This is a genomic window from Terrabacter sp. NPDC080008 (genome assembly GCF_040702505.1).
Lineage (GTDB): Bacteria > Actinomycetota > Actinomycetes > Actinomycetales > Dermatophilaceae > Terrabacter.
Genome location: NZ_JBFBLC010000004.1, coordinates 209,471 through 233,783, shown reverse-complemented (window position 1 = coordinate 233,783; position 24,313 = coordinate 209,471). Strand labels below are relative to the sequence as shown.

Below are 24,313 nucleotides of genomic sequence, written 5' to 3'. Positions count from 1 at the left end.
ACTGAGTGAGCAATCGTCCGACCGACCTCGCCCTCGAGGAGACCGACGTGACAGCGACCACCGCCCGCCCCACCCGTCCCCCGAGCCCGCTGACGACCGGCGACCAGGTGCGACGGCTCGTCGTCGTGGCCGCCGAGGTCTTCTGCGTCGTCGGGACGCTCGTCGGCGTCGGGGTGCTCGGCACCCGCGTCGAGGAGTCCTCGGGCGGCGCCCTCGCCGCGACCGCCACCCTCGTCGCGCCCGCCGGCCCGGCCTTCTCCATCTGGACGCCGATCTACCTCGGACTGCTCGGGTATGCCGTGTGGCAGCTCCTGCCCGCCCACGCCGTCCGCGACCGGGCCCGGTCGACAGGCTGGCTCGCCGCCGCGTCGATGGTGCTCAACGCCCTGTGGCTGCTCGTCACCCAGCAAGGCTCGATCTGGGCCAGCGTCGTGGTCATCGTCGCGCTCGCCCTGACCCTCGGCGTGCTGGTCCCGCGGCTCGGTGGCCGCTGGGCCGTCACTGCGGCCATGGCCTGGGGGCTGGCCTGGATCGCGATCGGCCGCCTGGGCGACGAGCCGCGCTCGGTCGCGACGGGCATCGCCGCCGCGGTGGCAGCCGTGGTGGTCCTCGTCGCGGCGCAGCGCCGCCACCGGAGGCAGGAGCTGCATGGACACTGACGTCGTCGTCGTCGGAGCGGGCCTTGCCGGGCTGCGGTGCGCCGCGCGGCTGACCGAGCTCGGCCACGAGGTGGTCGTCCTCGAGGAGGGCGACTCGGTCGGCGGTCGGGTGCGCACCGACGTCGTCGACGGCTTCCGCTGCGACCGCGGCTTCCAGGTGCTGGGCCCCGCCTACCCGGCGGTGAGGCGGTGGGTGGACGTGGCCGCCCTGGACCTCAAGCCGTTCGGCGCCGGGGTGCTCGTGCGGCGCCCCGAGGGGCTGCGCGTCGTGGCCGACCCGGTGCGTGAGCCGGCGCTGCTCGGCCGCACCCTGCGCAGCGGCTACCTCGCCCCCCGTGAGCTCGCGGCGCTCGCGCGCTGGGCGGCACGCGTACTCGTCGACCCGAAGGGCGTGATGCGGCAGGCGGACTCGACGCTCGCCGAGTCGTTCGACGCCGCGGGCGTCACCGGGCGGCTGCGCCGGGAGGTGCTCGAGCCCTTCCTCGCCGGGGTGCTCGTCGACAGCCACGGCCGCACCTCCGCGAACTTCACGAAGCTGCTCGTGCGGATGTTCGCGCTGGGACGCCCTGCCGTTCCCGCCACGGGCATGCAGGCGCTGCCCGAGCAGCTCGCGGCCCCGCTCGGTGACCGGGTACGCCTCGGCAGCCGGGTCGAGGCGGTGACGCCGTCGCCCGGTGGAGTGGACGTACGCGTCAACGGGGCGCGGGTGCGCGCCCGCAGCGTCGTCGTGGCCACCGACCCGGCGGGGGCCTCGGGCCTCACAATGCTGCCCGAGCCGGTGACGAGGGGCCTGGTCACCTGGTGGTTCGAGGCGCCCGAGCCGCCGACGCGCCTGCCCCTCGTGGCGGTCGACGGGCGCCGGGAGGGCACCACGCCGCCGGGGCCGGTGTGGAACACGGCGGTGATGACCGCCGCCGCGCCGAGCTACGCCCCGCCGACGCGTCACCTCGTGGAGGCCACCTGCCTGCTCGACCGACCCGACGGCGACGCCCCTGAGTCCGTGGTGCTGCGCCACGTCGGCGACATCTACGGCGCCGACACCTCTGGCTGGCGGACGGTCACCCGACACCGCATCACGGCGGCGCTCCCGGCGACGCCGCCGCCGCTCGACCCCCGCTCACCGGTCTCCCTCGGTGACGGCGTCTTCGTGTGCGGCGACCACCGCGACACGGCCTCGATCCAGGGCGCACTGGTCTCCGGGCAGCGCGCCGCCGAGGCGGTCCACGCACAACTCTGACCCGGCAGGCGGCCTAGCGCAGGAGATCCCGCATGGCCGCCGTCGCGCCGCGCAGATAGCGCTCGACCACCTCACGCTCGCTGTCGCTCAGGGTGGCGTCGAGCGCAGCGAGGCTCTCGAACATCGGCGTCATCCGGGCGAGCACCTCGGCGCGGCCGCTGTCGGTGATGACGACCTCGGTGCGCCGCCCGTCGTCGGGGTGCGAGCGCCGCTCGGCGTGACCGTGGCCCACCAGCCGGTCGACCACACCCGAGGACGCGGCCGAGGTCACCCCGAGCAGGCGCGCCAGGTCGACGGGGCCGAGCGGGCCACGCATGAGGTGGCGCAGGGAGTGCAGCTCGGAGGTGCTGAGCCCGGCCCGGCGTGCGACGACGGCGGGCACGCTCTCGGAGACCTCGACGAGCTCCTGCAGGGCCGACAGCGTGCCGGTCGTACGCCACTGCGGCACCCCGGGCACGCCCCCGGGTGCCGGCTGTTTGCCCGCGCTCTTGTTCCTGATAATGTCACTCACCAACTTAGCAATCTACTGAGTAAGCCACTTACTCATCGTATCCGGAGGTGTCCCGTGCACGCTCTGACCGACAGGATCACACGCAAGTGGTGGGCCGTGGCGATCGTGGTGCTGGCCCTCGCGGGGGCACTCGGCGTCGTCGGTGCGGTAGGCGAGGCCTCGCGGACGGCCGCCTCGACCGACGCCCTGCCCGTCGGCTCCGACAGCGCCGCGGCGACGGCGCTGCGGGACCGGCTGCCGCAGGGCGAGGGCTCGACGGCCGTCGTCGTCTTCAGCAAGGAGTCCGGCAGCCTCTCGCCCGCCGACGTGTCCGCGATCGAGGCGCGCGTCGCCACACTGCCCGAGGCCGGCAAGGCACCGCTGCAGCGCAGCGAGGACGGCACCGCGGCCCTCGCGGTCGTTCCCGTCGACGCCACCGACGCCGGCGACACGGCGAAGCAGGTGGCCGACATCCGCTCGGCGGTCAAGGCCGAGCTGCCGGACGGCGTCTCCGCGCAGGTGACCGGGCCAGCCGCCGTGCAGGCCGACCTCGCCGCCGTCTTCGAGGGCGCCAACACGCGCCTGCTCATCGCCACCGCCTCCGTCGTCGCGCTCCTGCTCGTGCTCACCTACCGCAGCCCCCTGCTGTGGATCCTGCCGCTGCTCGTCGTCGGCGTCGCCGACCGACTCGCCGCGGTGCTCGCCACCCACACGCTCGCGGCATTCTCCATCGTCTGGGACGAGTCGACCATCGGCATCCTCTCGGTCCTCGTCTTCGGCGCCGGCACCGACTACGCCCTGCTGCTCATCTCCCGCTACCGCGACGAGCTGCGCCGGCACGCGGACCGGCGCGAGGCCATGTCCCTCGCCCTGCGCCGCACCGCAGAGGCGGTCCTCTCCAGCGCGGTGACCGTCGTGCTCGGCCTGCTGACCCTGCTGCTCTCGCTCTTCCCCGCCACCCGCGGGCTCGGGCTGGCGTGCGCGGTGGGGGTCGTCGTCGCCGCGGCCTTCGTCCTGCTGGTGCTGCCGGCCCTGCTCGTGACCTTCGGGCGGTGGGTCTTCTGGCCGCGCGTCCCACACGAGGGCCAGGCGGCGCTGGCCGACGGGCACAGCCTCTGGCGGCGCGTCGGCGACCGCGTGGCGGCCCACCCGAGGCGCGTCATCAGCGTGACCCTGGTCGTCCTGGCCGTCATGGCAGCGGGACTCGCGGCCATCGAGACCGGCCTGAAGTCCTCGGACCAGTTCCTCAAGAAGCCCGAGGCCATTGCGGCGAGCGAGCGGCTGGCCCGCTCCTTCCCTGCCGGCAGCGCCGATCCGGCCGTCATCGTCACCACCGCGGACCCCGACGCCGTGGCCTCCGCCGCGCAGCAGGTGCCGGGCATCGTGGGAGCCCGGACGGTCAAGGAGGGCAGCGGGGTCGCCGAGGTCGACGCCGTCATCGACGCAGCGCCCGGCTCCGACGCCGCGGCCGGCACCGTCCGCGCGCTGCGCACCGCCCTGGCCGGCTTCCCGGAGACCCACGTCGGCGGCACCGAGGCGGTGGCGCTCGACCAGGCGGAGGCGTCGTCACGGGACCGGCTCGTGATCTTCCCCATCGTGCTCGCCCTCGTGCTCCTGGCCCTCGGGCTGCTGCTGCGCTCGGTCGTGGCGCCCCTCGTCCTCGTCGCCACCGTCGTCGCCACGTACCTCGCGAGCGTCGGCGCCTCGTGGTGGATCTTCACGAAGGTCTTCGGCTTCTCGGCCCTGGACGACAGCGCCCCGCTCTTCGCCTTCGTGTTCCTCGTGGCCCTGGGCGTCGACTACAACATCTTCCTGGTGACACGGGCCCGCGAGGAGGCGCGCACCCACGGGTCGCGCACGGGCATGCTGCGCGGGCTCGCAGCCACCGGCGGCGTCATCACGAGCGCCGGCATCCTGCTCGCCGCGGTCTTCGCGGTGCTCGGGGTGCTGCCCCTCGTCGTGCTCGCCCAGATCGGCGTCATCATCTGCGTCGGCGTCCTGCTCGACACGCTCGTCGTGCGCACCCTGCTCGTCCCTGCCATCGCCGTCGCCCTCGGCGACCGCTTCTGGTGGCCGAGGCGTCCCCACCCGGCAGCTCTCGAGTCCACGGAGGTGACCCCCGGGGCCTCCCGCCGACCGGAGCCGGTCACGCAGGGTTGGACAAAGCCTTGACACTGCTCCCGTGCGGCCGTTGAATCCATCCAGCACCCTTTCGAGCAAGGCACGTTCGCGGATGGTGCGGAGGCCTCCCTCCACCCCGGACCTCACCTCTCACCCCTCCACGCCCGACCGACCCGCTCCTGCCGGTCGTGGCACTCGTGGGCCATGCGCCGGACTCCCTTCCGGCGTGTGGCCCACACCTTTGTGGGCGGCCGAGCGACGCGGAGGAATCGCCCTGAGCGGCTTGCGGTTGGCTCCTCCTCCGCCGGCGCGAGACGGCGATGCGGCCGCCCGGGAACCACGCTCGCAGCCGCAGCCCCGGCCCTAGACTGAGGGCACGTCGCCGCGTGCCTCCTCGAAACGCAGGTGGTCCCATGCGCCGCCATCACCTCTCGCTCACCGGCCTGGGCGCCGCGCTCGTCGCCGTCGCGGTCTGCGGGTGCAGCCCCACGGCAACGCCCGCGCAGGGCACCGGACCGGCGACCGCCGCCGGCACCGCCGGCGCCAAGGCATCCGGCCCCTCCCCCGCGTCGGCGGCCACCACGATGGGAGCGCCGGCCGCCGTCGCCCTGACGCCGGCGCAGCTGGCCCAGTCGACCTACAACCGCATGACGACCGCGCAGCGGATCGGGCAGCTGTTCATGGTCGGAGGCCCCGTGACCGGCCTCGGCGCCGCCACCACGACGGCGATCAGCAGCTACCACGTGGGCAACCTCATCCTCACCGGCCGCACGACGGCCGGCGCCCCGCCCGTGCGCTACCTGGCCGGCCGCGCCGACACGCTGGCGACCACCGCGGCCACTGCAGGCGTCCCGCTGTTCATCGCCGCCGACCAGGAGGGTGGCTACGTCCAGGTCCTGCAGGGCCCCGGCTTCTCCCGCATGCCGACCGCCCTGACCCAGGGCACGTGGGCAGACACGACGCTCAACGCATACGCCCGCACCTGGGGCACCCAGGTGATGCGCTCGGGCGTCGACGTCGACCTCGCCCCGGTGATGGACACCGTCGCCAAGAGCTTCGCGCCCTACAACGCCCCCATCGGCTACTACCAGCGCGAGTACGGCTACACCCCGACCGTCGTGGCCGACAAGGGGACGACCTTCCTCAAGGGCATGCAGGCCTCCGGGCTCGCGATGACGGGCAAGCACTTCCCCGGCCTCGGGCGCGTGGCCGGCAACACCGACACGACCGCCCGGGTCACCGACACGGTGACGACTCGCACGTCCGCCGACATCACGCCGTTCCGGGCCGCCATCGGCGCCGGCGCGCACCTGCTCATGGTGTCGTCCGCCTACTACTCGCGCATCGACGCCTCACACCCGGCAGCCTTCTCCCCCACCGTGATCCGGGGGATGATCCGTGGCGACCTCCGCTTCGGCGGCATCGTCATCAGCGACGACCTCGGCAACGCCAAGCAGGTGGCCGCCTGGTCGGCGGGCGCCCGCGCCGTGGACTTCGTCGACGCCGGCGGCGACGTCGTGCTGACCGTCAACCCCTCCGTCATTCCTGCCATGGTCAGCGCCGTGACCGCGCGCGCCGCGTCGGACAGCGTCTTCCGCGGCCGGGTGCAGGCGGCGGTCCTGCGCGTGCTGACCGTCAAGGCGCAGTACGGCCTGCTCGCACCGCGGCTGCCGGTGACCGGCTACTTCGGCACCCAGACGAAGACGGCCCTGCAGCGCTGGCTCGGGATCGCCCAGACCGGCGTCTTCGACACCGCCACGATCCGCGCCCTGCAGGCCCGGGTCGGTGCGCCCGTCACCGGCGTCTGGGGCTCGGCCTCCGTCGCGGCGCTCCAGCGCTACCTCTGGCTCCACCTCGACGGCGCCACGACGTGGAACGCCCGCACGGTCGCAGGGCTGCAGCGCTACCTCGTGACGCAGATGTGAGGGCGCGCCGGGCGCCCGCGACCCGCTCAGAGGTCCGGCGACGGGCCGTCAGGTGCGCCAGCTTCGCCGAGCAGCGAGGTCGAGCCACTCCTCGCGCAGCAACGCCCACGTGTTGTCGTCGAGCCAGGTGCCGTCCTTGCCGAGCGGCTTCGCGCGCACCGTCGCCTCGTGCCGCATCCCGATCCGGCGCAGCACCCGGTTGGAGGCGATGTTGTCGGCGTAGGCGTCGGCGGTGATCCGCCGCAACCCGAGGTCGCGGAAGCCCAGGACGAGCAGCTCGGCGGCCGCCTCGGCGGCGAGGCCCCGGCCGTGGACGTCGGGGTGCAGGGCGTAGCCGATGGTGCCCTCCCACTCCTCGCTCGGGGTCCGCGCGATGCTGTGGCTGACCTCCAGGCGCAGCATGACGTCGCCGACGACCCGCCCGCCGGCGCGCTCCTCGACGGCGAGCGCCAGCAACGGCTCGGCGGCACCCGGCCGGCCGCGCGCGATGCGCGAGGTGATGCGCTCGCGCACCTGCTCGCGGTCGAGCTCGTCGTGGCTCAGGTGCACCACGACCTCGGGACGGCTGCGGTAGGCCAGCACCGCGTCGAGGTCGTCCAGGGTCACCGGTCGCAGGTCGAGCCGGTCGGTCCTGCGTGGCCACGTGAGCCGAGACAGGTCGGGCTGCGCCACTAGCGCCACCCCTGCTCGTCGACACCGCCGGGGACGTCCGCCGCCGGGTCGTAGGGCGTGCGGGTGAAGCGGAACGACGCGAGGTCGAGGTGGGTCGGTATGCCGTCGGGTGAGCGGTGCACGCGCAGCGGCTCACCCGTGTAGTAGCCGTCCAGGCCGACCCACTCGTCGGCGCCCGCTGGGGCGAACCGCGAGCCGCGGGCCGTGCCCGGCTCGCCGAGCACGAGGTGCTCGCCGACGACCCGCGCCGTGGAGACCGCCGGACCCCAGTGCCAGGTCCCGACGAGGTCGAGGACCGACGGGTCGCCTGCCGCGTGCCAGGGCTCCGGCGCCAGCGGCTCGCGCTCGACGAAGGCCCGGAGCAGCTCGGAGGCCACCGGGCCCAGGCCGCTCGTGGTGTTGGTGAGCACGACAACGCCGTCGCCGGTCTCGACGTCGACCCGCAGGCCGGCGAGGAAGCCCGGCATCGAGCCGCCGTGGCCGGCGTACCTCCTGCCGTCGACGTTCCAGAGCTGCCAGCCCAGACCGTGGGCGGCCGTCCACGGCTGGCCCGGGTCGTCGACGAGGGTGTGCGGCTCGTACATCTCGGCCAGCGTGTCGCGCGAGAGGACCCCGCCGGTGTCGCCGCCGGCGAAGGCGGCCCAGTGCGCCAGGTCCTCGGCGGTCGTCCAGAGCTGGCCGGCAGGAGCCATGGCGCCGGCGTCGTGCTCCGGCTCGGGCAGCAGCACGTCGGCGAAGGGGTGGACGGCGAGGCCCTGGGCAGCCTTGCCGGTCGGTCGGGTGGTCGTCCGGGTCATGCCGAGCGGGTCGAGCAGGCCCCGGCGTACGACCTCGAACCACTCGGCGCCGTGGGCCCGCGCCACGAGCTCGCCGAGCGCCGCGAAGCCGACGTTGGTGTAGTGGAAGCGCCGGCCGGCCCGGAAGCGCTGCGTTACCGGTGAGGAGGCCAGGGCGTCCCAGTCCCCGCCTGGAGTGCGCTCCCACCACGGACCGTTCGTCTCGGCCTGCACGCCTGCGCCGTGCGAGAGCAGCTGGGCGATGGTGGCGCCGCCGATGCGGCTGCCCGGCACGTGGTCCTCGAACCGGTCCTCGAGGGCGAGGCGGCCGGCATCGCGCAGCCTCATCACGGCCACCGCCACGAACGTCTTGGTGATGGACCCCATCCGGTACTGCGTGTCCGGGTCGGCGGCCTGGCCGTCGGCGCGGCCGTCGACGGTGCCGATGGCATCGGACCACGCGAGAGCGCCGCCCCGGACGATGGCCGCCGTCACCGACGGCAGCCGGCCCCGCCGCTGCTCGGTCGCCAGCAGGTGGTGCAGGTGGCGCGCGGTGGGCGCGTCGACGGGGGTATGCGTGTGGGGATCGCTGATCACCCGCGCCAGCCTAGGCAGGCAGGACCGTGGCGGGGTGGGCGGCCACCCCGTCAGGATGGAGCGACGGCCGGACCTCCCACGGCCGCGGCGCATCGGATATCTTGACATCAAGATTTATTCGGGACCCACCTCTCGGATCTCGGCACGACCAGCAACCCGAACGGAGCACCCGCGTTGGACTCGCGAATCATCTACACGCACACGGACGAGGCACCTGCCCTGGCGACGGCCTCGCTGCTGCCGATCGTCTCGGCCTTCGCCAAGCAGGCCGGCGTCGAGGTCGAGACGCGTGACATCTCGCTCTCGGGGCGCATCATCGCCAGCTTCCCCGAGGCCCTGAGGCCCGAGCAGCAGATCGGCGACGCGCTGGCCGAGCTCGGCGCCCTCGCCAAGACGCCCGAGGCCAACATCATCAAGCTGCCCAACATCTCGGCCTCGATCCCGCAGCTCAAGGCCGCGATCGCCGAGCTGCAGGCGGCCGGCTACGCCCTGCCCGACTACCCCGACAACCCGTCCACCGACGAGGAGAAGGCGGCCCGGGCGGCATACGACAAGGTCAAGGGCTCGGCCGTCAACCCCGTTCTGCGCGAGGGCAACTCGGACCGCCGCGCTCCCGCGTCGGTCAAGAGCTACGCGCGCAAGCACCCGCACTCGATGGGCGCCTGGAGCGCCGACTCGAAGACGAACGTCGCCACGATGGGCGAGAGCGACTTCCGGCACAACGAGAAGTCCGTCGTCATGCCGGCCGACGACACGCTGCGCATCGAGCTCGTCGGCCACGACGGCTCCACGACGGTGCTCAAGGAGTCGATCCCCGTCCTCGCCGGCGAGGTCGTCGACGCCACCTTCATGGACGTCGCGAAGCTGCGCGACTTCCTCTCCGAGCAGGTCAAGCGCGCCAAGGAGGAGGGCGTCCTCTTCTCCGTGCACCTCAAGGCCACGATGATGAAGGTCTCCGACCCGATCATCTTCGGCCACGTCGTGCGCGCCTTCTTCCCCGACGTGTTCGAGACGTATGCCGGCGCGCTGGCCTCCGTCGGCGCCTCCCCCAACGACGGGCTCGGCGCCGTGCTCAAGGCCGTCGAGAGCCTGCCGGCCGACGAGCGTGCCGAGGTCGAGGCCGCCGTGGCCAAGGGCTTCGAGGACGGCCCGGCCATCGCGATGGTCAACTCCGACAAGGGCATCACCAACCTCCACGTCCCGAGCGACGTCATCGTCGACGCGTCGATGCCGGCGATGATCCGCACCTCCGGGCACATGTGGAACGCCGAGGGTGCCGAGCAGGACACGCTCGCCGTGCTGCCCGACAGCTCGTATGCCGGCATCTACCAGGTCGTCATCGACGACTGCCGCGCCAACGGCGCCTACGACCCGGCGACGATGGGCTCGGTCTCCAACGTCGGGCTCATGGCCCAGGCGGCCGAGGAGTACGGCAGCCACGACAAGACCTTCGAGATCCCGGCCGACGGCACCGTGCGCGTCGTCGACGGCTCGGGCAACACGGTCCTCGAGCACGCGGTCTCGGCCGGTGACATCTGGCGCGCCTGCCAGACCAAGGACGTGCCGATCCGCGACTGGGTCAAGCTGGCCGTCACCCGCGCCCGGGCCACCGGCACGCCGGCCGTCTTCTGGCTCGACGAGGACCGCGCCCACGACGCGAACCTCATCGCGAAGGTCAAGGAGTACCTCGGCGAGCACGACACCGACGGCCTGACGATCGAGATCATGAAGCCGACCGACGCGATCGCCTACTCCCTGGGCCGCATCCGCAAGGGCGAGGACACGATCTCGGTCACCGGCAACGTGCTGCGCGACTACCTGACCGACCTCTTCCCGATCCTCGAGCTCGGCACCTCGGCGAAGATGCTCTCGATCGTGCCGCTCATCAACGGCGGCGGCCTCTTCGAGACCGGCGCCGGTGGCTCCGCACCGAAGCACGTGCAGCAGCTCGTCCAGGAGAACTACCTGCGCTGGGACAGCCTCGGTGAGTTCCTCGCCCTGGCCGTCAGCTTCGAGCACCTCGCGGGTGTCACCGGCAACGAGCGCGCCAAGGTGCTCGGCGAGGCCCTCGACCGCGCGACCGGCACGCTGCTCGACGAGAACAAGGGCCCGGCCCGCCGCGTCGGCCAGATCGACAACCGTGGCAGCCACGTGTGGCTGGCGCTCTACTGGGCGCAGGAGCTGGCGAAGCAGACCGAGGACGCCGCTCTGGCCGAGACGTTCGCCCCCGTGGCCCAGGCCCTGGCCGACAACATCGACACGATCTCCCAGGAGCTCGTCGACGCCCAGGGCCACCCGGTCGACATCGGCGGCTACTACCGCCCCGACGCCGAGAAGGTCGCCTCGGTGATGCGCCCGTCGAAGACCTTCAACGAGATCATCGACGCCCTGGCCTGAGGCTCTCACTGACGCAAAGTGCCCACTCGACTTGGGAAAGTCGAGTGGGCACTTTGCGTCACCCCTCCAACCGTCGAGAGGCCACGGGTGGGCCCGCACCCGAGCAAGCCGGACGGCATACGTACGCGTGTGGTGACGCCCTGAGCGCGCCTCGCTCTCCTATCCTTGCCCGGTGCCAGCCCGTCGGACGACGCCGAGCTTCGTGCGGGAGCCCTACACGTGGCTCTCCGCACTCGTCGTGCTGGCCTTCGTCCCGGTGCTCGTCCGCCTTCCGGCGCTGGGCGACCTCTTCGTCCACGCCGGCACGATCGAGCAGCTGCGACTGCACCTGCTCGCGCCGCGCGACCCGATGACCGGCACCGACGGCCTCGGCAACCCCTACTTCTCCCCGTGGGCCGTCGGCTGGGCCCTGGTCGCGCGAGGCACCGGCTGGGACGTCTTCGCCGTGCTGCGGCTCTCGGGCGTCGTCAACCTGCTGCTCCTCCTCGTCGGCTTCCGCGCGTTCGTCCGCTCGGTCAGCAGCAACCCCTGGGCGCCGGTCACCTCCTTGCTCGCGGCCTGCTTCCTCTGGGGGACCAACCTGCTCTACTGGAGCGGCTTCATCTCCCTGCCGACGCTCGTCGCCGGCATCGCCTACCCGTCGACGTTCGCCGTCGGGCTCATGCTGCTGCTGCTCGCCGGGCTGACGCGCGTGGTCCTCGATCCGCCGTCGCGCCACCTCTTCCCGCTCGTCCTGGGCATTGCGGTGGGGGCGGCCGTCGCCGTCCTCGTGCACCAGTTCACGGCCCTGGCGTTCGGCATCTACGCCGTGGCGCTCGTGCTGCGTCACCACCGGCGGATCGCGCGCCGGGTGTGGCTGGCTCTGGGAGTCGGCGCCGCGCTGGGCCTCGCCGTCCTCGCGGCGTGGCCGCTCTTCAGCGTCTTCTCTGCCGCGGGCGGGCTCGACGGCTTCGACGCCGTCCACAAGGTGCTCTACACGAACCTGGCCGGCCGCTACCTGTTGCTCCTCGTCGCCGTGCCGGTCCTGGTGCACCGCCTCAGGGGCGACCGCGCCGACCCGCTGGCATGGACCGTCGGGGTCTGCCTGGCTGTCTTCGTGATGGGTGGCCTGACGGGACACGAGGCCCTGGCTCGTGTGTTCCCGCCCGTGGCCCTGCTGTCCCAGGTCGCTGTGGGCGTGGCCGTCGCCGACTGGCTCAGGCCGCGGCGCTCGGTCGCGGAGACGCAGACGCGCCCCCAGCGGGTGTTCGCAGCAGTGGCCAGCCTCGCGATCGTCGCCGGCTGCCTCTTCCAGAGCGGGGTCGTGAACCTGCTGTCGCCGGGCTCCTACCCCGCCACGCTCGACCGACTCTTCCACTCGCGGCTGAGCAAGGGCGACTACGAGTGGCTGGCCGAGCACGTGCCGGCGGGATCGACGGTGATGACCGCCGACTGGGACACCCGGGCGATGGCGCCGGCCTACGGGATCTTCACCGTCCAGCCGGCCTGGCCGGACCCGTTCCTGGGCCGGGCCGAGGACCGCAGGATCGCCGACACCAAGACGTTCTTCCGCTCGGCGACGTCCTCGGCCCGCCGCGCCGAGCTGCTCGCGAAGTACCACACCGAGTGGGTGGTGGTCCGCGGTGGCGCCGCCGAGCCCTTCATCCGCAGCGGCTCGTACGCGCTGGTGGCCGAGCGACCAGCGGGAGGGCCACGGGACGAGGGCGCCGGCGGCACGGCGCAGCTGCTGCGGCTGGTCCACCCCTGACCGCGTCACGCCCTCCTGACCGACGAGAGGTCACGTCGACCGCCTGTCGACCGTCGGGAGACCGCCTTCGCGCGCGTCCGGGAGCGAGCCGGACGGCATACGTACGCGGTGGGCTGGCTAGCCCTCGACGTCGCGCAGGGCGTCCCTGGCCTCCGCGATGATCGCGTCCATGGCGGCAGCAGCGGCGGCCCCGTCGCCGGACTGCACCGCCTCCGCGACGTCGCCGTGCAGGCGTACGGCGACCGGGTTGGGGGTCGCCGGCATGAGGTCGTGGTGCGTGCGACCGGCGAGGACCTCGCCGACGACGCCGGAGAGGGCTGCGAGCATCTCGTTGCCGGACGCCGCCAGCAGCGTCGCGTGGAAGAGCTGGTCGGCTTCGAGGTAGGCCTCGAGATCGCCGGACTTCGCGTGCACGGCCATCTGCATGACGGCCCCCATGAGGGCTCCGCACTGCTCGGGAGTCGCCCGAGCGGCGGCGAGCTCGGCCGCGACGGGCTCGATGCCCCGGCGCAGGTCGCCGAGCGAGAGCAGCTGCTCGTCGCGTCCCGGACCGTCGAGGCGCCACCGGATCACGCGCGGGTCGAAGACGTTCCACGAAGCGCTGGGCAGGACTCGCACGCCGAGCCGCTTGCGCGCCTCGACCAACCCCATCGAGTCGAGCACCCGGACGGCCTCGCGCACGACGGAGCGTGAGACGCCGTAGCGCTCGTCGAGCTGGTCGATGCGCAGCACGGTGCCTGCCGGGAGCTCACCGCCGACGATCTGGCGCCCGAGGGCGTCCAGGACGCTCGCGTGGAGGGCTGGACGAGGGGCGAGGGACACGGGTCAAGAGTGGCACACGCCTGCCGTGTGCCCTGCATCCCGATAACAAATCTGCTTTATAGCCCGTGATGACTTGATAAGACGCCCTTGTTGGACCATTCTGGGCGGGCGTCTCGACGAAGAGGTCGTTCGAGCCGGACGAAGGAGTCACGGAAGACATGGATCACCACCCCCCTCCCCTCGTCGTCGTCATGGGGGTGTCCGGCTCGGGCAAGACCACCGTCGGCGCCGCGCTCGCCCAACGGCTGCGGGTGCCCTTCGCCGACGCCGACGACTTCCACCCCCGGGCCAACATCGACAAGATGTCCGCGGGCATCCCGCTGACCGACGACGACCGCCGCCCGTGGCTCGCGACCATCGCCACCTGGCTGACGGACAACGCCGCCGGCGGCGGTGTCGCCAGCTGCTCGGCACTGAAGCGCTCCTACCGCGACGTGCTGGCGGCCGCCGCGCCCCAGGTCTTCTTCGTGCACCTGCACGGCGACCCCGACGTCATCGCCGCGCGCGTCGCCGGGCGTCCCGGCCACTTCATGCCCGCCGCCCTCGTCGAGTCGCAGTTCGCGACGCTCGAGCCGCTCGAGCCCGGCGAGCGCGGAGCCGTCCTCGACGTCGACCAGCCGGTCGACGACATCGTCACCCAGTCCCTCGACACCCTCGACCACCACACCCTCGACCACCACGACCCGGAGGCGACCCGCCCATGACCGCCGACCTGTTCTCCCTGCTGCCCACCTCGGCACTCGCCGCGGGCGCAGCACCTGACATCCCCGCCGGGCGCCTCGTGCCCGCCGCCCTGCTCGGCATCGCCGTGCTCGTGGTGCTCATCGTGCGCTTCAAGCTGCACCCGTTCCTCTCGCTGACACTGGGCGCGCTCACCGTCGGCGCCGTCGCGGGCGTCTCGATGGCAGACGTGCTCGACAGCTACACCAAGGGCTTCGGCAGCACCGCCGCCAGCGTCGGCATCCTCATCGCCCTCGGCGCGATGTTCGGCAAGCTGCTCGCCGACTCGGGCGGTGCCGACGAGATCGTCGACACGATCATCGGCCGCAGCGGTACGCGTTCGCTGCCCTGGGCGATGGCCGCCGTCGGCGCGATCATCGGCCTGCCGATGTTCTTCGAGATCGGCCTCGTCCTGCTGATGCCAGTGATCTTCTTGGTCGCCCGGCGCTCGCAGCAGTCGGTGATCCGCGTCGGCATCCCGGCCCTCGCCGGCTTGTCGGCCATGCACGGCCTCGTGCCGCCGCACCCGGGCCCGCTCGTGGCCATCGACGCCCTCAAGGCCAACCTCGGCGTGACCCTCGGCTTCGGCATCCTCGTGGCCATCCCGACGATCGCCCTCGCCGGTCCGTGGTTCGCCCGCTTCGCCGCCCGGTGGGTCGACGTCCCCGCCCCCGACCTGTTCGAGGGACGCGAGTCGGACGACGACAACGGCCCCCGTCCGTCGTTCGGCGTCACGATGCTGACCGTGCTGACGCCCGTCGTCCTGATGATGGGCAAGGCGCTGGCCGACATCCTCGCCGGCAAGGGCACGGCCGCCCGCACCGTCCTCGACTTCGTCGGCACGCCCCTGATCGCCCTGCTCATCGCGGTGCTGCTCGCCATGTTCACCCTGGGCCGCGGTGCCGGGATGGGCATCAAGCAGGTCAGCTCCTCGCTCGAGTCCTCGCTGGGGCCGATCGCGGGCATCATCCTCATCGTGGCCGCCGGCGGCGGCTTCAAGCAGACCCTCGTCGACACCGGCATCGGCCAGCTCGTCGCCGACTGGATCTCGGGCAGCGGGCTGTCCGTGCTCCTGCTCGCCTGGCTCGTCGCGGTGCTCATCCGCCTCGCCACCGGCTCGGCCACCGTCGCCACCGTCACCGCGTCGGGGATCCTCGCCCCGCTGGCGGCGGGCATGTCGACCAACGAGGTCTCGCTCATGGTCCTGGCCATCGGAGCCGGCTCGGTCTTCTTCTCGCACGTCAACGACGCCGGCTTCTGGCTGGTCAAGGAGTTCTTCGGCCTCAAGGTCGGCCAGACCATCAAGTCCTGGTCGCTCATGGAGACCGTCCTCTCGGTCACCGGCCTCGTCCTCGTGCTGCTGCTGAACCTCGTCGTCTAGCCCGCGACACGGCATACGCCTCGAGGGGTCAGTTCTCGTTCGAGAACTGGCCCCTCGTCGGTTCAGGAGGGGCCACTCGTGGCCTCTCGTCGGTTCAGGAGGGGCCACTCGTGGCCTCTCGACGGTTGGGGAGGGGCCAGACGTGGCCTCTCGACGGTTGAATTCGAGAGTCAGCCCTCGGGGAGGTCGAAGAAGCTCGGAATGCGGTTGGCCAGGTGCAGGTCGCCCTTGGCCTTGATCCGACCGGTCATGAACATCACCGCCGGCCTGCCGCGCTTCGTGACGACCTTGGTGAACTCGACCGGCGCCATCGTGAGCGACAGCGCCGCCTGCCCCTCGTGACCCGGGAGACAGGTGCACCTCGCGTCGGCGAAGCGCACCGTCCACTCGTCGGCCCCGCCGTCGGGTCGCCCGGTGATGCTCCAGTGGGTCGTGGCCTCCACGCCGGCGGCCCGGTCGGGGCGGAACAGCCCCGGCATCCGCCGGAAGATGGTGCCGATGATCAGGCCCCGGTTCGCGCTCGCCATCACCTCGTCGACCTGCCGGTCGGACATCCGCTCGACGATGCGGACGAACTCCGCCGGCCCGACAGCGGCGATCTGCTCAGGGGTGGCGGTCCGGAAGTCGATCTCGCCCACCGCGCCCTCACTCCACGTCGAGGAACCAGCCCGTGACCATCCCGGCGGGACGGGCCGGCTCGATGTAGTGCTCCCACGAGAAGGCGACGGCGAACATGTCCATCGGCATCTGGAGCATGCCCTGGGCGTCGGACTGGCTGGCGTGCGCCTTGAGCGCGGACCGCTTGACCTCGAGGAACTCGCTGACGTCGCAGGCCCAGTGCAGCTCGCTCTCGAGGCTGCCGAGGGGGTTGCCGTCGTCCATCGGGACCGTCGGATCCCACTCCCCCACGTCGAGTCCGGCTGCGAGCGCCGCCTGGTGCGACCGGATCATGGCGTCGCGGTTCATCGAGCCCTCGAGGTAGCGGGGCGTCGCCGCGATCTCGGCGGCGCGCTTGGTCACCGCATGCACCTTGACGTGGTCGGGGTGGCCGTAGCCGCCGTGCCAGTCGTAGCCGATGACGACGTCGGCGGCCTCCTCCCGCAGGATCCCGGCGAGACGGGCAGCCGCCTCCTCGGTGTCGGCGCGGGCGAAGCTGGCCTCGTGGTCGTTCTGGGCCCACCCCGTCATGCCGGAGTCGGCATAGCCGAGGAACTCGACCCGATGCGTCCCGATCAGGGCGTTGGACGCCGCCGCCTCGGCGCGGCGCCGGTCGACGACGGTCTCGCCCTCTGCGAGGTCGGGGGGCACATCGCCGTGGTCGCCGTTGGTGGCCACGACGAGCACGACGCGGTGGCCCTCACTGACGGCCCGCGCCATCGAGCCGGCCGACTGCGAGGCCTCGTCGTCGGGATGGGCGTGCACGAAGACGAGCGTTGACATGCGTACAGCCTCTCACCGCCCACCGACGTCCGACGCCACGTCGCCGACCGGCAGCGTGTAGACGACGAAGCCCTCGAAGGTCGCCAGCTCGTCGTAGAGCCGCCGAGCCACCGCATTCGACTCGTGCGTCTGCCAGTAGACGCTGCCGCAGCCCTGCGCCCGAGCCCAGTCGCGGACGGCTTCCACCAGCGCCGTCGCCACCCCTTGCCCCCGGACGGCCGGATCGGTGAAGAGATCCTCGAGGTAGCACAGGTCCGGCTCGCTCGTGCTGGGGTGGACGAGGAAGTGCGTGATCCCGACCAGCCGGCCGTCGAGCCAGGCACCGCGCCCGTGCAGCCTTGCGTCGGAAGCGAGCTCGCGCCAGGCCCTGTCGTATGCCGTGTCGCCCAGCTCGCGCTCGTAGAACCGGATGTACGCCCTGAAGAGCTCCTCCCACCGCTCACGGTCGGCGGGCTCGAGCCGTCGGATCTCGATCACGAGCCGACGCTAGCGCGACCGCCACGTATGCCGGGAGGCCACGACCCGGCATACGCCCCCGTCGCTCGAGAGCGCACGTAGCCCCACTCGAGAGCGCACGTAGCTCCACTCGAGTGCGCACTCCGCCACACGAGACGTGGGACGAACTGCGCACTCGAGGGGGCGAGGTCAGGCCTTCTTGGCGGCGGTCTTCTTCGTCGTGCGCTTCGCGGTCTTCTTGGCCGTCTTCTTCACGGCGCGCTTGCGGGTCGTCGGGCCCTTGGCGCGCTTCTCGGCGAGCAGCTCGTAGCCGCGCTCCGGGGTGATCGAGGCCGGGTCGTCGTCCTTGCGCAGGGTCGCGTTCGTCTCGCCGTCGGTGACGTACGGACCGAACCGGCCGTCCTTGACGACGACGGGCTTGCCGCTGACCGGGTCGGCGCCGAGCTCCTTGAGCGGCGGCGCGGCGGCCGCGCGACCGCGCTGCTTGGGCTGCGCATAGATCGCGAGCGCCTCGTCGAGCGTGATGTCGAACAGCTGCGACTCGGAGGCGAGCGAGCGCGAGTCGGTGCCCTTCTTGAGGTAGGGCCCGTATCGGCCGTTCTGCGCCGTGATCTCGACGCCCTCGGCGTCGGTGCCGACGACGCGCGGCAGCGACAGCAGCTTGAGCGCGTCGTCGAGCGTCAGGGTCGACAGCTCCATGTCCTTGAAGAGCGAGGCGGTGCGCGGCTTGGCCTTGGCGGCCTTGCGGGCCTTCGGCTTGTCGGCCGCGGGCGCCTCGTCCTCCTCGATGACCTCGGTGACGTAGGGCCCGTAGCGCCCGGCCTTGGCAACGATCTCGCGGCCTGTCTCGGGGTCGCGGCCGAGCACCTTGCCGTCGTCGGCAGCGACCTCGAGCAGCTCGCGCGCCTTCTCGGGGGTCATCTCGTCGGGGGCGACGTCGTCGGTGATCGTCGCGCGCCGGGGCGTGCCCGACACGGAGGCGCCGTCGGCGACCTCACCGGTCGCGAGGTCCACACCCGCGGGCACGACCTCCTCGACGTACGGGCCGTAGCGGCCGACGCGCACGACCATGCCGTCGCCGATCGGAATGGTCGAGATCTCCTTGGCGTCGATCTCGCCGAGGTCGTCGACGAGCGACTTGAGGCCCTCGCCGGTCGTCGCCTCCTCGCCGAAGTAGAAGCGCTTGAGCCAGTCGATGCGCCGCTCGTCGCCGTTGGCGATGCGGTCGAGGTCCTCCTCCATCGAGGCGGTGAACTCGTAGTCGACGAGGTTGCCGAAGTGCTCCTCGAGCAGCCGCGTGACGGCGAAGGCGAGCCATGTCGGCACGAGGGCCTGGCCCTTGTTGAACACGTAGCCGCGGTCCTGGATCGTGCCGATCGTCGCGGCATACGTCGACGGGCGGCCGATGCCGCGCTCCTCCATCGCCTTGACGAGGGTGGCCTCGGTGTAGCGGGCGGGCGGGCTCGTCTCGTGGCCGTCGGCCTCGGCGCGCACCACTTCGAGCGCGACCCCGGCGGACAGCTTCGGCAGGCGGCGCTCCTCCGCGGCGGCGTCGGCGCGAGCGGTGGCCTCGTCGTCGCGGCCCTCCTCGTAGGCCGCGAGGAAGCCCTTGAAGGTGATGACCGTGCCGCTCGCGCTGAACTCCACCGACTGCGCGCCCTCGATCGCCGTGTCGACGGCGAGCTTGACGGTGGCCGTCGAACCGCGCGCGTCGGCCATCTGCGAGGCGACGGTGCGCTTCCAGATCAGCTCGTAGAGGGCGAACTCCTCGCCGCGCAGCTCGCCGGCCACCTGGGCCGGGCTGCGGAAGCGGTCACCGGCAGGGCGGATGGCCTCATGGGCCTCCTGCGCGTTCTTGACCTTCTTCTCGTAGCGGCGCGGGCTGTCCGGCACGTACTCGGCGCCGTACATGTCGCGCGCCTGGCTGCGGGCCGCGGTCGTCGCGGCGTCCGACAGCGTCGTGCTGTCGGTACGCATATAGGTGATGTAGCCGTTCTCGTAGAGCCGCTGTGCCACGCGCATCGCGTTCTTGGACGACATCCGCAGCTTGCGGGAGGCCTCCTGCTGGAGGGTCGAGGTGGTGAACGGCGCCGACGGGCGACGGGTGTAGGGCTTCTCCTGGACGTCGGTGACCCTCGCCGTGAGCGGCAGGCACGCCGACGCGATGCGGGTCGCGAGCGCCTCGTCGAGGTGCACGACGCCCTTGCCGGTCAGGCGGCCGTCATCGGCGAAGTCGCGACCCGAGGCCACACGCACGCCGTCGACGGAGGACAGCCGCGCGGTGAACTGCTGGGCGGCGCCCTCCGGGGTGAACTCGCCCTCGACGTCCCAGTACGAGGAGCGGACGAACGCCATGCGCTCGCGCTCGCGCTCGACGACCATGCGCGTTGCGACCGACTGCACGCGGCCGGCCGAGAGGCCCTGGCGGACCTTGCGCCACAGGACGGGGCTGACCTCGTAGCCGTAGAGGCGGTCGAGGATGCGGCGGGTCTCCTGCGCGTCGACCATCGCGGTGTCGATCTCGCGGGTGTCGTTGACAGCGCGCTGGATCGCCTCACGGGTGATCTCGTGGAACACCATGCGCTTGACCGGGACCCGGGGCTTGAGCGCCTCGAGCAGGTGCCACGCGATGGCCTCGCCCTCGCGGTCCTCATCGGTGGCGAGGTAGAGCTCGCTGGCGTCCTTGAGCAGCCGCTTGAGCTCGGCGACCTTCTTCTTCTTGTCGGGGTCGACGACGTAGTAGGGGTCGAAGCCGTTCTCGACGTCGACGGCGAACTTGCCGTACGGGCCCTTCTTCATGTCCGCCGGCAGCTCCGACGGGTTGGGCAGGTCACGGATGTGACCGACCGAGGCCTCGACCTCGAAGTCGCCGCCGAGGTAGCCGGCGATGGTCTTCGCCTTGGCGGGCGACTCGACGATGACGAGCTTGCGGCCCTTGCCTGCGGCCATGGATGCACCTTCAACTTCCCGCATCTCACGTGCAGCGGATTCGTCGCTGCCCCGACGTGGACGCGGGACCGACCGTAACAGCAGGAGGCGTCCGGGCTCGCCAGGCACCCGCGGAGCGGCCGTATGCCGTCCCGCCCGGCAGGTGCCGACGCCCGGACCGCTCAGCCGACGGGCCAGTGGATCAGGGTGCGCCAGGTGGCGGGGTCGGGCTCGCGCTGCGGGTCGCTGAGGTAGCTCTCCCACATCACCGACCCGGGGCGCAGGCGCTGCCCGACCATCCACTGCTCGAGCTGACCGTAGGTCTCGCCCATGGTGTCGTAGGGCCCGACGTGCAGGGCCTCGACGGCGCGGCCCCCCGGCAGCGTGCTCGGCTCGACCTCGCCGTCCGGGTGGGCGGGCGAGGTGACGGGGAAGCCCACCTCGACGTCGACGGTCGCCGCCGGCATGCCGTGGTAGAGGGCGAAGGGCGGCCCGACCGGGGTCAGTCCCTGGGTGCGCATGGCGTTCCACGTCTCGGTGAAGGCCTTCTGGAAGAAGGCGGGCAGCTCGGTGACCGGCACCTCGGCGTGCAGCACGGCGGTGGGCGTCTCCTGGGCCTCGACGACGCGGATCTCGTTCGTCTCCTTCATCCGGCCAGCGTCCGTCCGGTCGGCGAGGCGCGGACAGGGCCGAAGGGCCCGCGCACGTGCCCGCGCGGGGGACGGAGGTCCCTCCCGGCCGCCCCGACCGGTGCACCCCGAAACGCAGCGGAAGGCATACGTTCCCGGAATGATCGACGTGAAGCCGACGTTCCTCTGATAGTTTAAGGTTCAACAAATTGGAAGGAACCGTCATGTCAGCCCCGGTGCTCTACCTCAGCCACGGCGCCCCGCCCCTCGCGGACGACGAGCGCTGGACGGCGCAGCTCGCCGAGTGGTCGGACGCCCTGCCCCGGCCGAAGGACGTCCTCATCGTCTCGGCCCACTGGGAGGACGCACCCACCACGCTCGGCTCGACGACCGGTGCGCCCCTGACGTACGACTTCTGGGGCTTCCCGCAGAAGTACTACGACGTCACCTACGACGCCCCCGCCGCGCCCGCTCTGGCCGACGAGGTGACCCGGCTGCTCACGCGGCCCGGTCACTCGGTCCACCGCGACGAGAACCGGGGGCTCGACCACGGCGCCTACGTGCCGCTCAAGGAGATGTTCCCCGAGGCCGACGTGCCGGTGCTGCAGATGTCGATGCCGACGCTCGACCCGCGCGGCCTCTTCGAGCTCGGCCGGCAGCTCGCGCCGCTGCCCGAGCAGGGCACGATGATCGTCGGCTCGGGCTTCACCACGCACAACCTGCGCTGGTTCAACCCGCGCGCCGGCGCCGACGCCCTGCCCCCGAGGGCGAGCGCCGAGTTCGACCACTGGGCGCAGGAGGCGATGCGCGCCCAGGACGTCGACAGCCTGCTCGACTTCCTCGACAAGGCCCCCGCCGCCCACGAGGCGCACCCGCGCACCGAGCACTTCGCCCCGCTGTTCGTCACGCTCGGCGCCGCCTACGAGTCGGCCGGGCTCGACAACCAGAGCGTCATCGACGGCTTCTGGTTCGGCCTGAGCAAGCGTTCCTGGCAGTTCGGCTGAACGCCCGCCCAGAATCCAGCGGGTGCGGGAACCCGCCCGCGGCGCCCTCCGTTGACCGGGTGTGGGCGCCCCACGAACGCGGCCGCGGCTCGGATCCTCCCCTGACTCCGAGTCGCGGCCGCCCCTTCCACCGGGTGTCCGGAAGGAGGTCACCGGCCCACCCGGGCCGCACGACGGAACCGCCGACAACGCCCACCCGTCGCAGGCGGGCGGCACGTAGAGTGGCCGTACGCCCGACGATCGCGCCGCCGGTGCGTGTCGTGCAGCGGTGGCTTCCGCTCACGCCACCACCTCGGCCCGCCGCCGGGCGAGGGACTTCGGGCGCGTCACCGACGCGGCCGGCACGCGAGGGAAGGACGCGCTCCACCATGACTGACCAGCCCGCCGCCCAGCAGGCGACCTCCGCCGCCCAGGCCGCCGCGCCGGCCCAGGTCGCGCCCCTCGAGCCGCCGGCCGCCGAGGCCTTCGTGCTCACCGCGCCGGCGCCGACGTCCCCCGTCGCCGAGACGGCCGCCCCGAAGATGGCCCCGGCCGTCCCCGAGGCCGCCCTGCCCGGCCTCGACGCCAAGGTCGACACCTACCTCGACTCGCTGACCAAGGTCGCCGCCCGCTCCCCCGAGTGGGAGGTCAAGGCCGCCGACGTGCGCAGCATGGGCAACGACGAGGTGCGCTTCGCCGCCGAGTCGTCCAACCGCATGCTCCAGATGCCCGTCAAGGCGCTCAACGAGGGCGGGCTGTCGGGAAACTCCAAGGTCGGCCAGACGCTCCTCGACCTGCGCCGCACCGTCGAGGACCTGGACCCGGGCCAGGCCCAGGGGCCGAAGAAGTTCCTCGGCATGATCCCCTTCGGCGACCGCGTCACCGACTACTTCCGCAAGTACCAGTCCGCCCAGAGCCACCTCAACGGCATCCTGCACTCGCTGCAGTCCGGCCAGGACGAGCTCGTCAAGGACAACGTCGCGCTCAACCTCGAGAAGAAGAACCTCTGGCAGTCGATGGGCCGGCTCAACCAGTACGTCTACGTCGCCGAGCGGCTCGACGCGCGTCTGGCCGCCCAGGTCGCGACGTACGAGGTGAGCGACCCGGAGCGGGCCAAGGCGCTGCGCGAGGACGTGCTCTTCTACGTGCGCCAGAAGCACCAGGACCTGCTGACCCAGCTGGCCGTGTCGATCCAGAACTACCTCGCGATCGACATCATCATCAAGAACAACATCGAGCTCATCAAGGGCGTCGACCGCGCGACGACCACCACGGTCTCGGCCCTGCGCACCGCCGTCATCGTCGCCCAGGCGCTGAACAACCAGCAGCTCGTGCTCGACCAGATCACGGCCCTGAACACGACGACGTCGGGCATCATCGAGCGCACCTCCGAGGCCCTCAAGCAGAACTCCGCCCGCATCCAGGAGCAGTCGGCGAGCTCGACCCTCTCGATCGAGTCGTTGCAGAAGGCCTTCGCCAACATCTACGAGACGATGGACGCGATCGACCAGTTCAAGGTCCGGGCGCTGGACACCATGGCCGCGACGATCGGCACGCTCGAGACCGAGGTCGCGAAGTCGCGCTCCTACCTCGACCGCGTGGCCAAGCAGGACGAGCGCCGCGCCGACAACGTCGCGCCGGGCCTGCTCGACCTCGGGTCGGGTCGCTGAGCGGAGCGCTTCGCGATGGTGCAGGCACGAGGAGCACGAGGAACCGAAGGGGACAGACGCAGTGGGAATCCGGTCGTGGTTCGGGTTGGACCGGCCCGAAGCACCCGAGCCGGTGCGCTCGGGACCGCCCACCACCGAGCAGCTGCTGGGGGCGCTCGACGCGATCGAGCAGCAGGCCCGTGACGGCAAGGTGCCCGGCGTCGTCCTCTCGCGCCTGCTGCGGGTGACGCGGATCGTGCGTCAGACCCTGCCGCGGCTGGCCAACCTCGGCCTGGGCAGCACCCAGGGCTACAGCGTCATGGCGACCGTGACCGACTACCTGCCCGTGGCGATCGGCAACTACCTGCGCCTGCCGCGCGACTGGGCCGACACCCGCCCGATCGCGGCCGGCAAGAGCTCGGTCATGCTCCTCGTCGACCAGCTCGACCTGCTCGGCACGACGATGGACAAGGTCTACGACGCGGTCAACCGCGCCGACGCCGAGGCGATCATCGTGCACGGCGCGTTCCTCGAGGAGAAGTTCGGGCCCGCCTCCGCCGGAGGGGTGCTGGGCCTGGGCCCCGACCCGGTCCGCGTGCCCCCGCCGCCCGCGACGGGTGCCGCCCCGGGCGGCTCCACCTCGCCCGCACCGCTGGCACCGCCGGAATGAGCGCCGGAATGAGC

20 protein-coding genes are annotated in these 24,313 nt (G+C 72.2%); 11 read left to right on the top strand and 9 right to left on the bottom strand.

Annotation, left to right across the window (positions count from 1 at the left end; translation table 11 throughout):
- Positions 1-5 precede the first annotated feature (5 nt).
- Together AB0316_RS13580 and AB0316_RS13575 are read left to right on the top strand one after the other, a co-directional pair.
- A complete protein-coding gene (locus AB0316_RS13580; RefSeq protein ID WP_366273547.1) occupies positions 6-659 on the top strand; it encodes a TspO/MBR family protein in 654 nt (217 codons plus the stop codon).
- Complete coding sequence (locus tag AB0316_RS13575) at positions 649-1,896, top strand: NAD(P)/FAD-dependent oxidoreductase (RefSeq protein ID WP_366273546.1); 1,248 nt, start codon at positions 649-651, stop codon at positions 1,894-1,896. Before AB0316_RS13580 ends, AB0316_RS13575 begins: the two co-directional genes overlap by 11 nt.
- Positions 1,897-1,909: 13 nt before the next feature.
- On the opposite strand, the gene AB0316_RS13570 is transcribed toward AB0316_RS13575, so the two are convergent.
- On the bottom strand, positions 1,910-2,407 hold the full coding sequence (locus AB0316_RS13570; RefSeq protein WP_366273545.1) for a MarR family transcriptional regulator: 498 nt from the start codon (positions 2,405-2,407) through the stop codon (positions 1,910-1,912).
- 54 nt (positions 2,408-2,461) lie between these two features.
- On the opposite strand from AB0316_RS13570, the gene AB0316_RS13565 reads away from it, so the two are divergent.
- Together AB0316_RS13565 and AB0316_RS13560 are read left to right on the top strand one after the other, a co-directional pair.
- Complete coding sequence (locus AB0316_RS13565; protein WP_366273544.1) at positions 2,462-4,558, top strand: MMPL family transporter; 2,097 nt, start codon at positions 2,462-2,464, stop codon at positions 4,556-4,558.
- 362 nt (positions 4,559-4,920) lie between these two features.
- Positions 4,921-6,432, top strand: a complete 1,512-nt coding sequence (locus AB0316_RS13560) for a glycoside hydrolase family 3 N-terminal domain-containing protein (protein ID WP_366273543.1) — start codon at positions 4,921-4,923, stop codon at positions 6,430-6,432.
- 48 nt (positions 6,433-6,480) lie between these two features.
- Here AB0316_RS13560 and AB0316_RS13555 read toward each other — a convergent pair whose 3' ends face one another.
- Both AB0316_RS13555 and AB0316_RS13550 read right to left on the bottom strand, forming a co-directional pair.
- A complete protein-coding gene (locus AB0316_RS13555; RefSeq protein WP_366273542.1) occupies positions 6,481-7,113 on the bottom strand; it encodes a GNAT family protein in 633 nt (210 codons plus the stop codon).
- Positions 7,104-8,477 carry a serine hydrolase domain-containing protein gene (locus AB0316_RS13550; RefSeq protein WP_366273541.1) on the bottom strand — a complete coding sequence of 458 codons (1,374 nt, stop codon included), beginning with the start codon at positions 8,475-8,477 and terminating at the stop codon, positions 7,104-7,106. Before AB0316_RS13550 ends, AB0316_RS13555 begins: the two co-directional genes overlap by 10 nt.
- Positions 8,478-8,651: 174 nt before the next feature.
- Between AB0316_RS13550 and AB0316_RS13545 the strand changes: the two genes are divergently transcribed.
- Together AB0316_RS13545 and AB0316_RS13540 are read left to right on the top strand one after the other, a co-directional pair.
- Positions 8,652-10,874, top strand: coding sequence for an NADP-dependent isocitrate dehydrogenase (locus AB0316_RS13545; RefSeq protein ID WP_366273540.1), 2,223 nt, complete (start codon positions 8,652-8,654; stop codon positions 10,872-10,874).
- Between the two features lie 172 nt (positions 10,875-11,046).
- A complete protein-coding gene (locus AB0316_RS13540; RefSeq protein WP_366273539.1) occupies positions 11,047-12,621 on the top strand; it encodes a hypothetical protein in 1,575 nt (524 codons plus the stop codon).
- A gap of 117 nt (positions 12,622-12,738) precedes the next feature.
- On the opposite strand, the gene AB0316_RS13535 is transcribed toward AB0316_RS13540, so the two are convergent.
- Positions 12,739-13,443 carry an FCD domain-containing protein gene (locus AB0316_RS13535; RefSeq protein ID WP_366273538.1) on the bottom strand — a complete coding sequence of 235 codons (705 nt, stop codon included), beginning with the start codon at positions 13,441-13,443 and terminating at the stop codon, positions 12,739-12,741.
- Positions 13,444-13,601: 158 nt separating this feature from the next.
- On the opposite strand from AB0316_RS13535, the gene AB0316_RS13530 reads away from it, so the two are divergent.
- On the top strand, positions 13,602-14,147 hold the full coding sequence (locus AB0316_RS13530) for a gluconokinase (RefSeq protein WP_366273537.1): 546 nt from the start codon (positions 13,602-13,604) through the stop codon (positions 14,145-14,147).
- A complete protein-coding gene (locus AB0316_RS13525) occupies positions 14,144-15,544 on the top strand; it encodes a gluconate:H+ symporter (RefSeq protein WP_366273536.1) in 1,401 nt (466 codons plus the stop codon). The genes AB0316_RS13530 and AB0316_RS13525 overlap by 4 nt, the downstream gene beginning before the upstream one ends.
- A 170-nt stretch (positions 15,545-15,714) precedes the next feature.
- Here AB0316_RS13525 and AB0316_RS13520 read toward each other — a convergent pair whose 3' ends face one another.
- The 5 genes from AB0316_RS13520 to AB0316_RS13500 form a co-directional block, all read right to left on the bottom strand.
- A complete protein-coding gene (locus tag AB0316_RS13520; protein ID WP_366273535.1) occupies positions 15,715-16,182 on the bottom strand; it encodes an SCP2 sterol-binding domain-containing protein in 468 nt (155 codons plus the stop codon).
- Positions 16,183-16,189: 7 nt separating this feature from the next.
- On the bottom strand, positions 16,190-16,984 hold the full coding sequence (locus AB0316_RS13515) for a PIG-L family deacetylase (protein WP_366273534.1): 795 nt from the start codon (positions 16,982-16,984) through the stop codon (positions 16,190-16,192).
- A gap of 12 nt (positions 16,985-16,996) precedes the next feature.
- Positions 16,997-17,461: a GNAT family N-acetyltransferase gene (locus tag AB0316_RS13510; RefSeq protein ID WP_366273533.1), complete on the bottom strand. Its 465-nt coding sequence runs from the start codon at positions 17,459-17,461 to the stop codon at positions 16,997-16,999.
- Positions 17,462-17,629: 168 nt separating this feature from the next.
- Positions 17,630-20,389, bottom strand: coding sequence for a type I DNA topoisomerase (gene topA, locus AB0316_RS13505; RefSeq protein ID WP_366273532.1), 2,760 nt, complete (start codon positions 20,387-20,389; stop codon positions 17,630-17,632).
- Between the two features lie 161 nt (positions 20,390-20,550).
- Entirely contained in the window at positions 20,551-21,018 is a 468-nt protein-coding gene (locus AB0316_RS13500) for a GyrI-like domain-containing protein (protein WP_366273531.1), read from the bottom strand.
- 203 nt (positions 21,019-21,221) lie between these two features.
- On the opposite strand from AB0316_RS13500, the gene AB0316_RS13495 reads away from it, so the two are divergent.
- The 3 genes from AB0316_RS13495 to AB0316_RS13485 all read left to right on the top strand — a co-directional run bounded on the left by AB0316_RS13495 (position 21,222) and on the right by AB0316_RS13485 (position 24,299).
- A complete protein-coding gene (locus tag AB0316_RS13495; protein WP_366273530.1) occupies positions 21,222-22,001 on the top strand; it encodes a class III extradiol ring-cleavage dioxygenase in 780 nt (259 codons plus the stop codon).
- Between the two features lie 368 nt (positions 22,002-22,369).
- Entirely contained in the window at positions 22,370-23,650 is a 1,281-nt protein-coding gene (locus AB0316_RS13490) for a toxic anion resistance protein (RefSeq protein WP_366273529.1), read from the top strand.
- 61 nt (positions 23,651-23,711) lie between these two features.
- A complete protein-coding gene (locus tag AB0316_RS13485) occupies positions 23,712-24,299 on the top strand; it encodes a hypothetical protein (RefSeq protein ID WP_366273528.1) in 588 nt (195 codons plus the stop codon).
- Positions 24,300-24,313 lie beyond the last annotated feature (14 nt).

Excerpts from the sequence above, each read along its gene's own strand:
- AB0316_RS13560 (WP_366273543.1), top strand. The coding sequence starts at position 4,921 with ATGCGCCGCCATCACCTCTCGCTCACCGGCCTGGGCGCCGCGCTCGTC.
- AB0316_RS13530 (WP_366273537.1), top strand. The coding sequence starts at position 13,602 with ATGGATCACCACCCCCCTCCCCTCGTCGTCGTCATGGGGGTGTCCGGC.
- topA (WP_366273532.1), bottom strand. The coding sequence starts at position 20,389 with ATGGCCGCAGGCAAGGGCCGCAAGCTCGTCATCGTCGAGTCGCCCGCC.
- AB0316_RS13525 (WP_366273536.1), top strand. The coding sequence starts at position 14,144 with ATGACCGCCGACCTGTTCTCCCTGCTGCCCACCTCGGCACTCGCCGCG.
- AB0316_RS13500 (WP_366273531.1), bottom strand. The coding sequence starts at position 21,018 with ATGAAGGAGACGAACGAGATCCGCGTCGTCGAGGCCCAGGAGACGCCC.
- AB0316_RS13575 (WP_366273546.1), top strand. The coding sequence starts at position 649 with ATGGACACTGACGTCGTCGTCGTCGGAGCGGGCCTTGCCGGGCTGCGG.
- AB0316_RS13495 (WP_366273530.1), top strand. The coding sequence starts at position 21,222 with ATGTCAGCCCCGGTGCTCTACCTCAGCCACGGCGCCCCGCCCCTCGCG.
- AB0316_RS13490 (WP_366273529.1), top strand. The coding sequence starts at position 22,370 with ATGACTGACCAGCCCGCCGCCCAGCAGGCGACCTCCGCCGCCCAGGCC.
- AB0316_RS13515 (WP_366273534.1), bottom strand. The coding sequence starts at position 16,984 with ATGTCAACGCTCGTCTTCGTGCACGCCCATCCCGACGACGAGGCCTCG.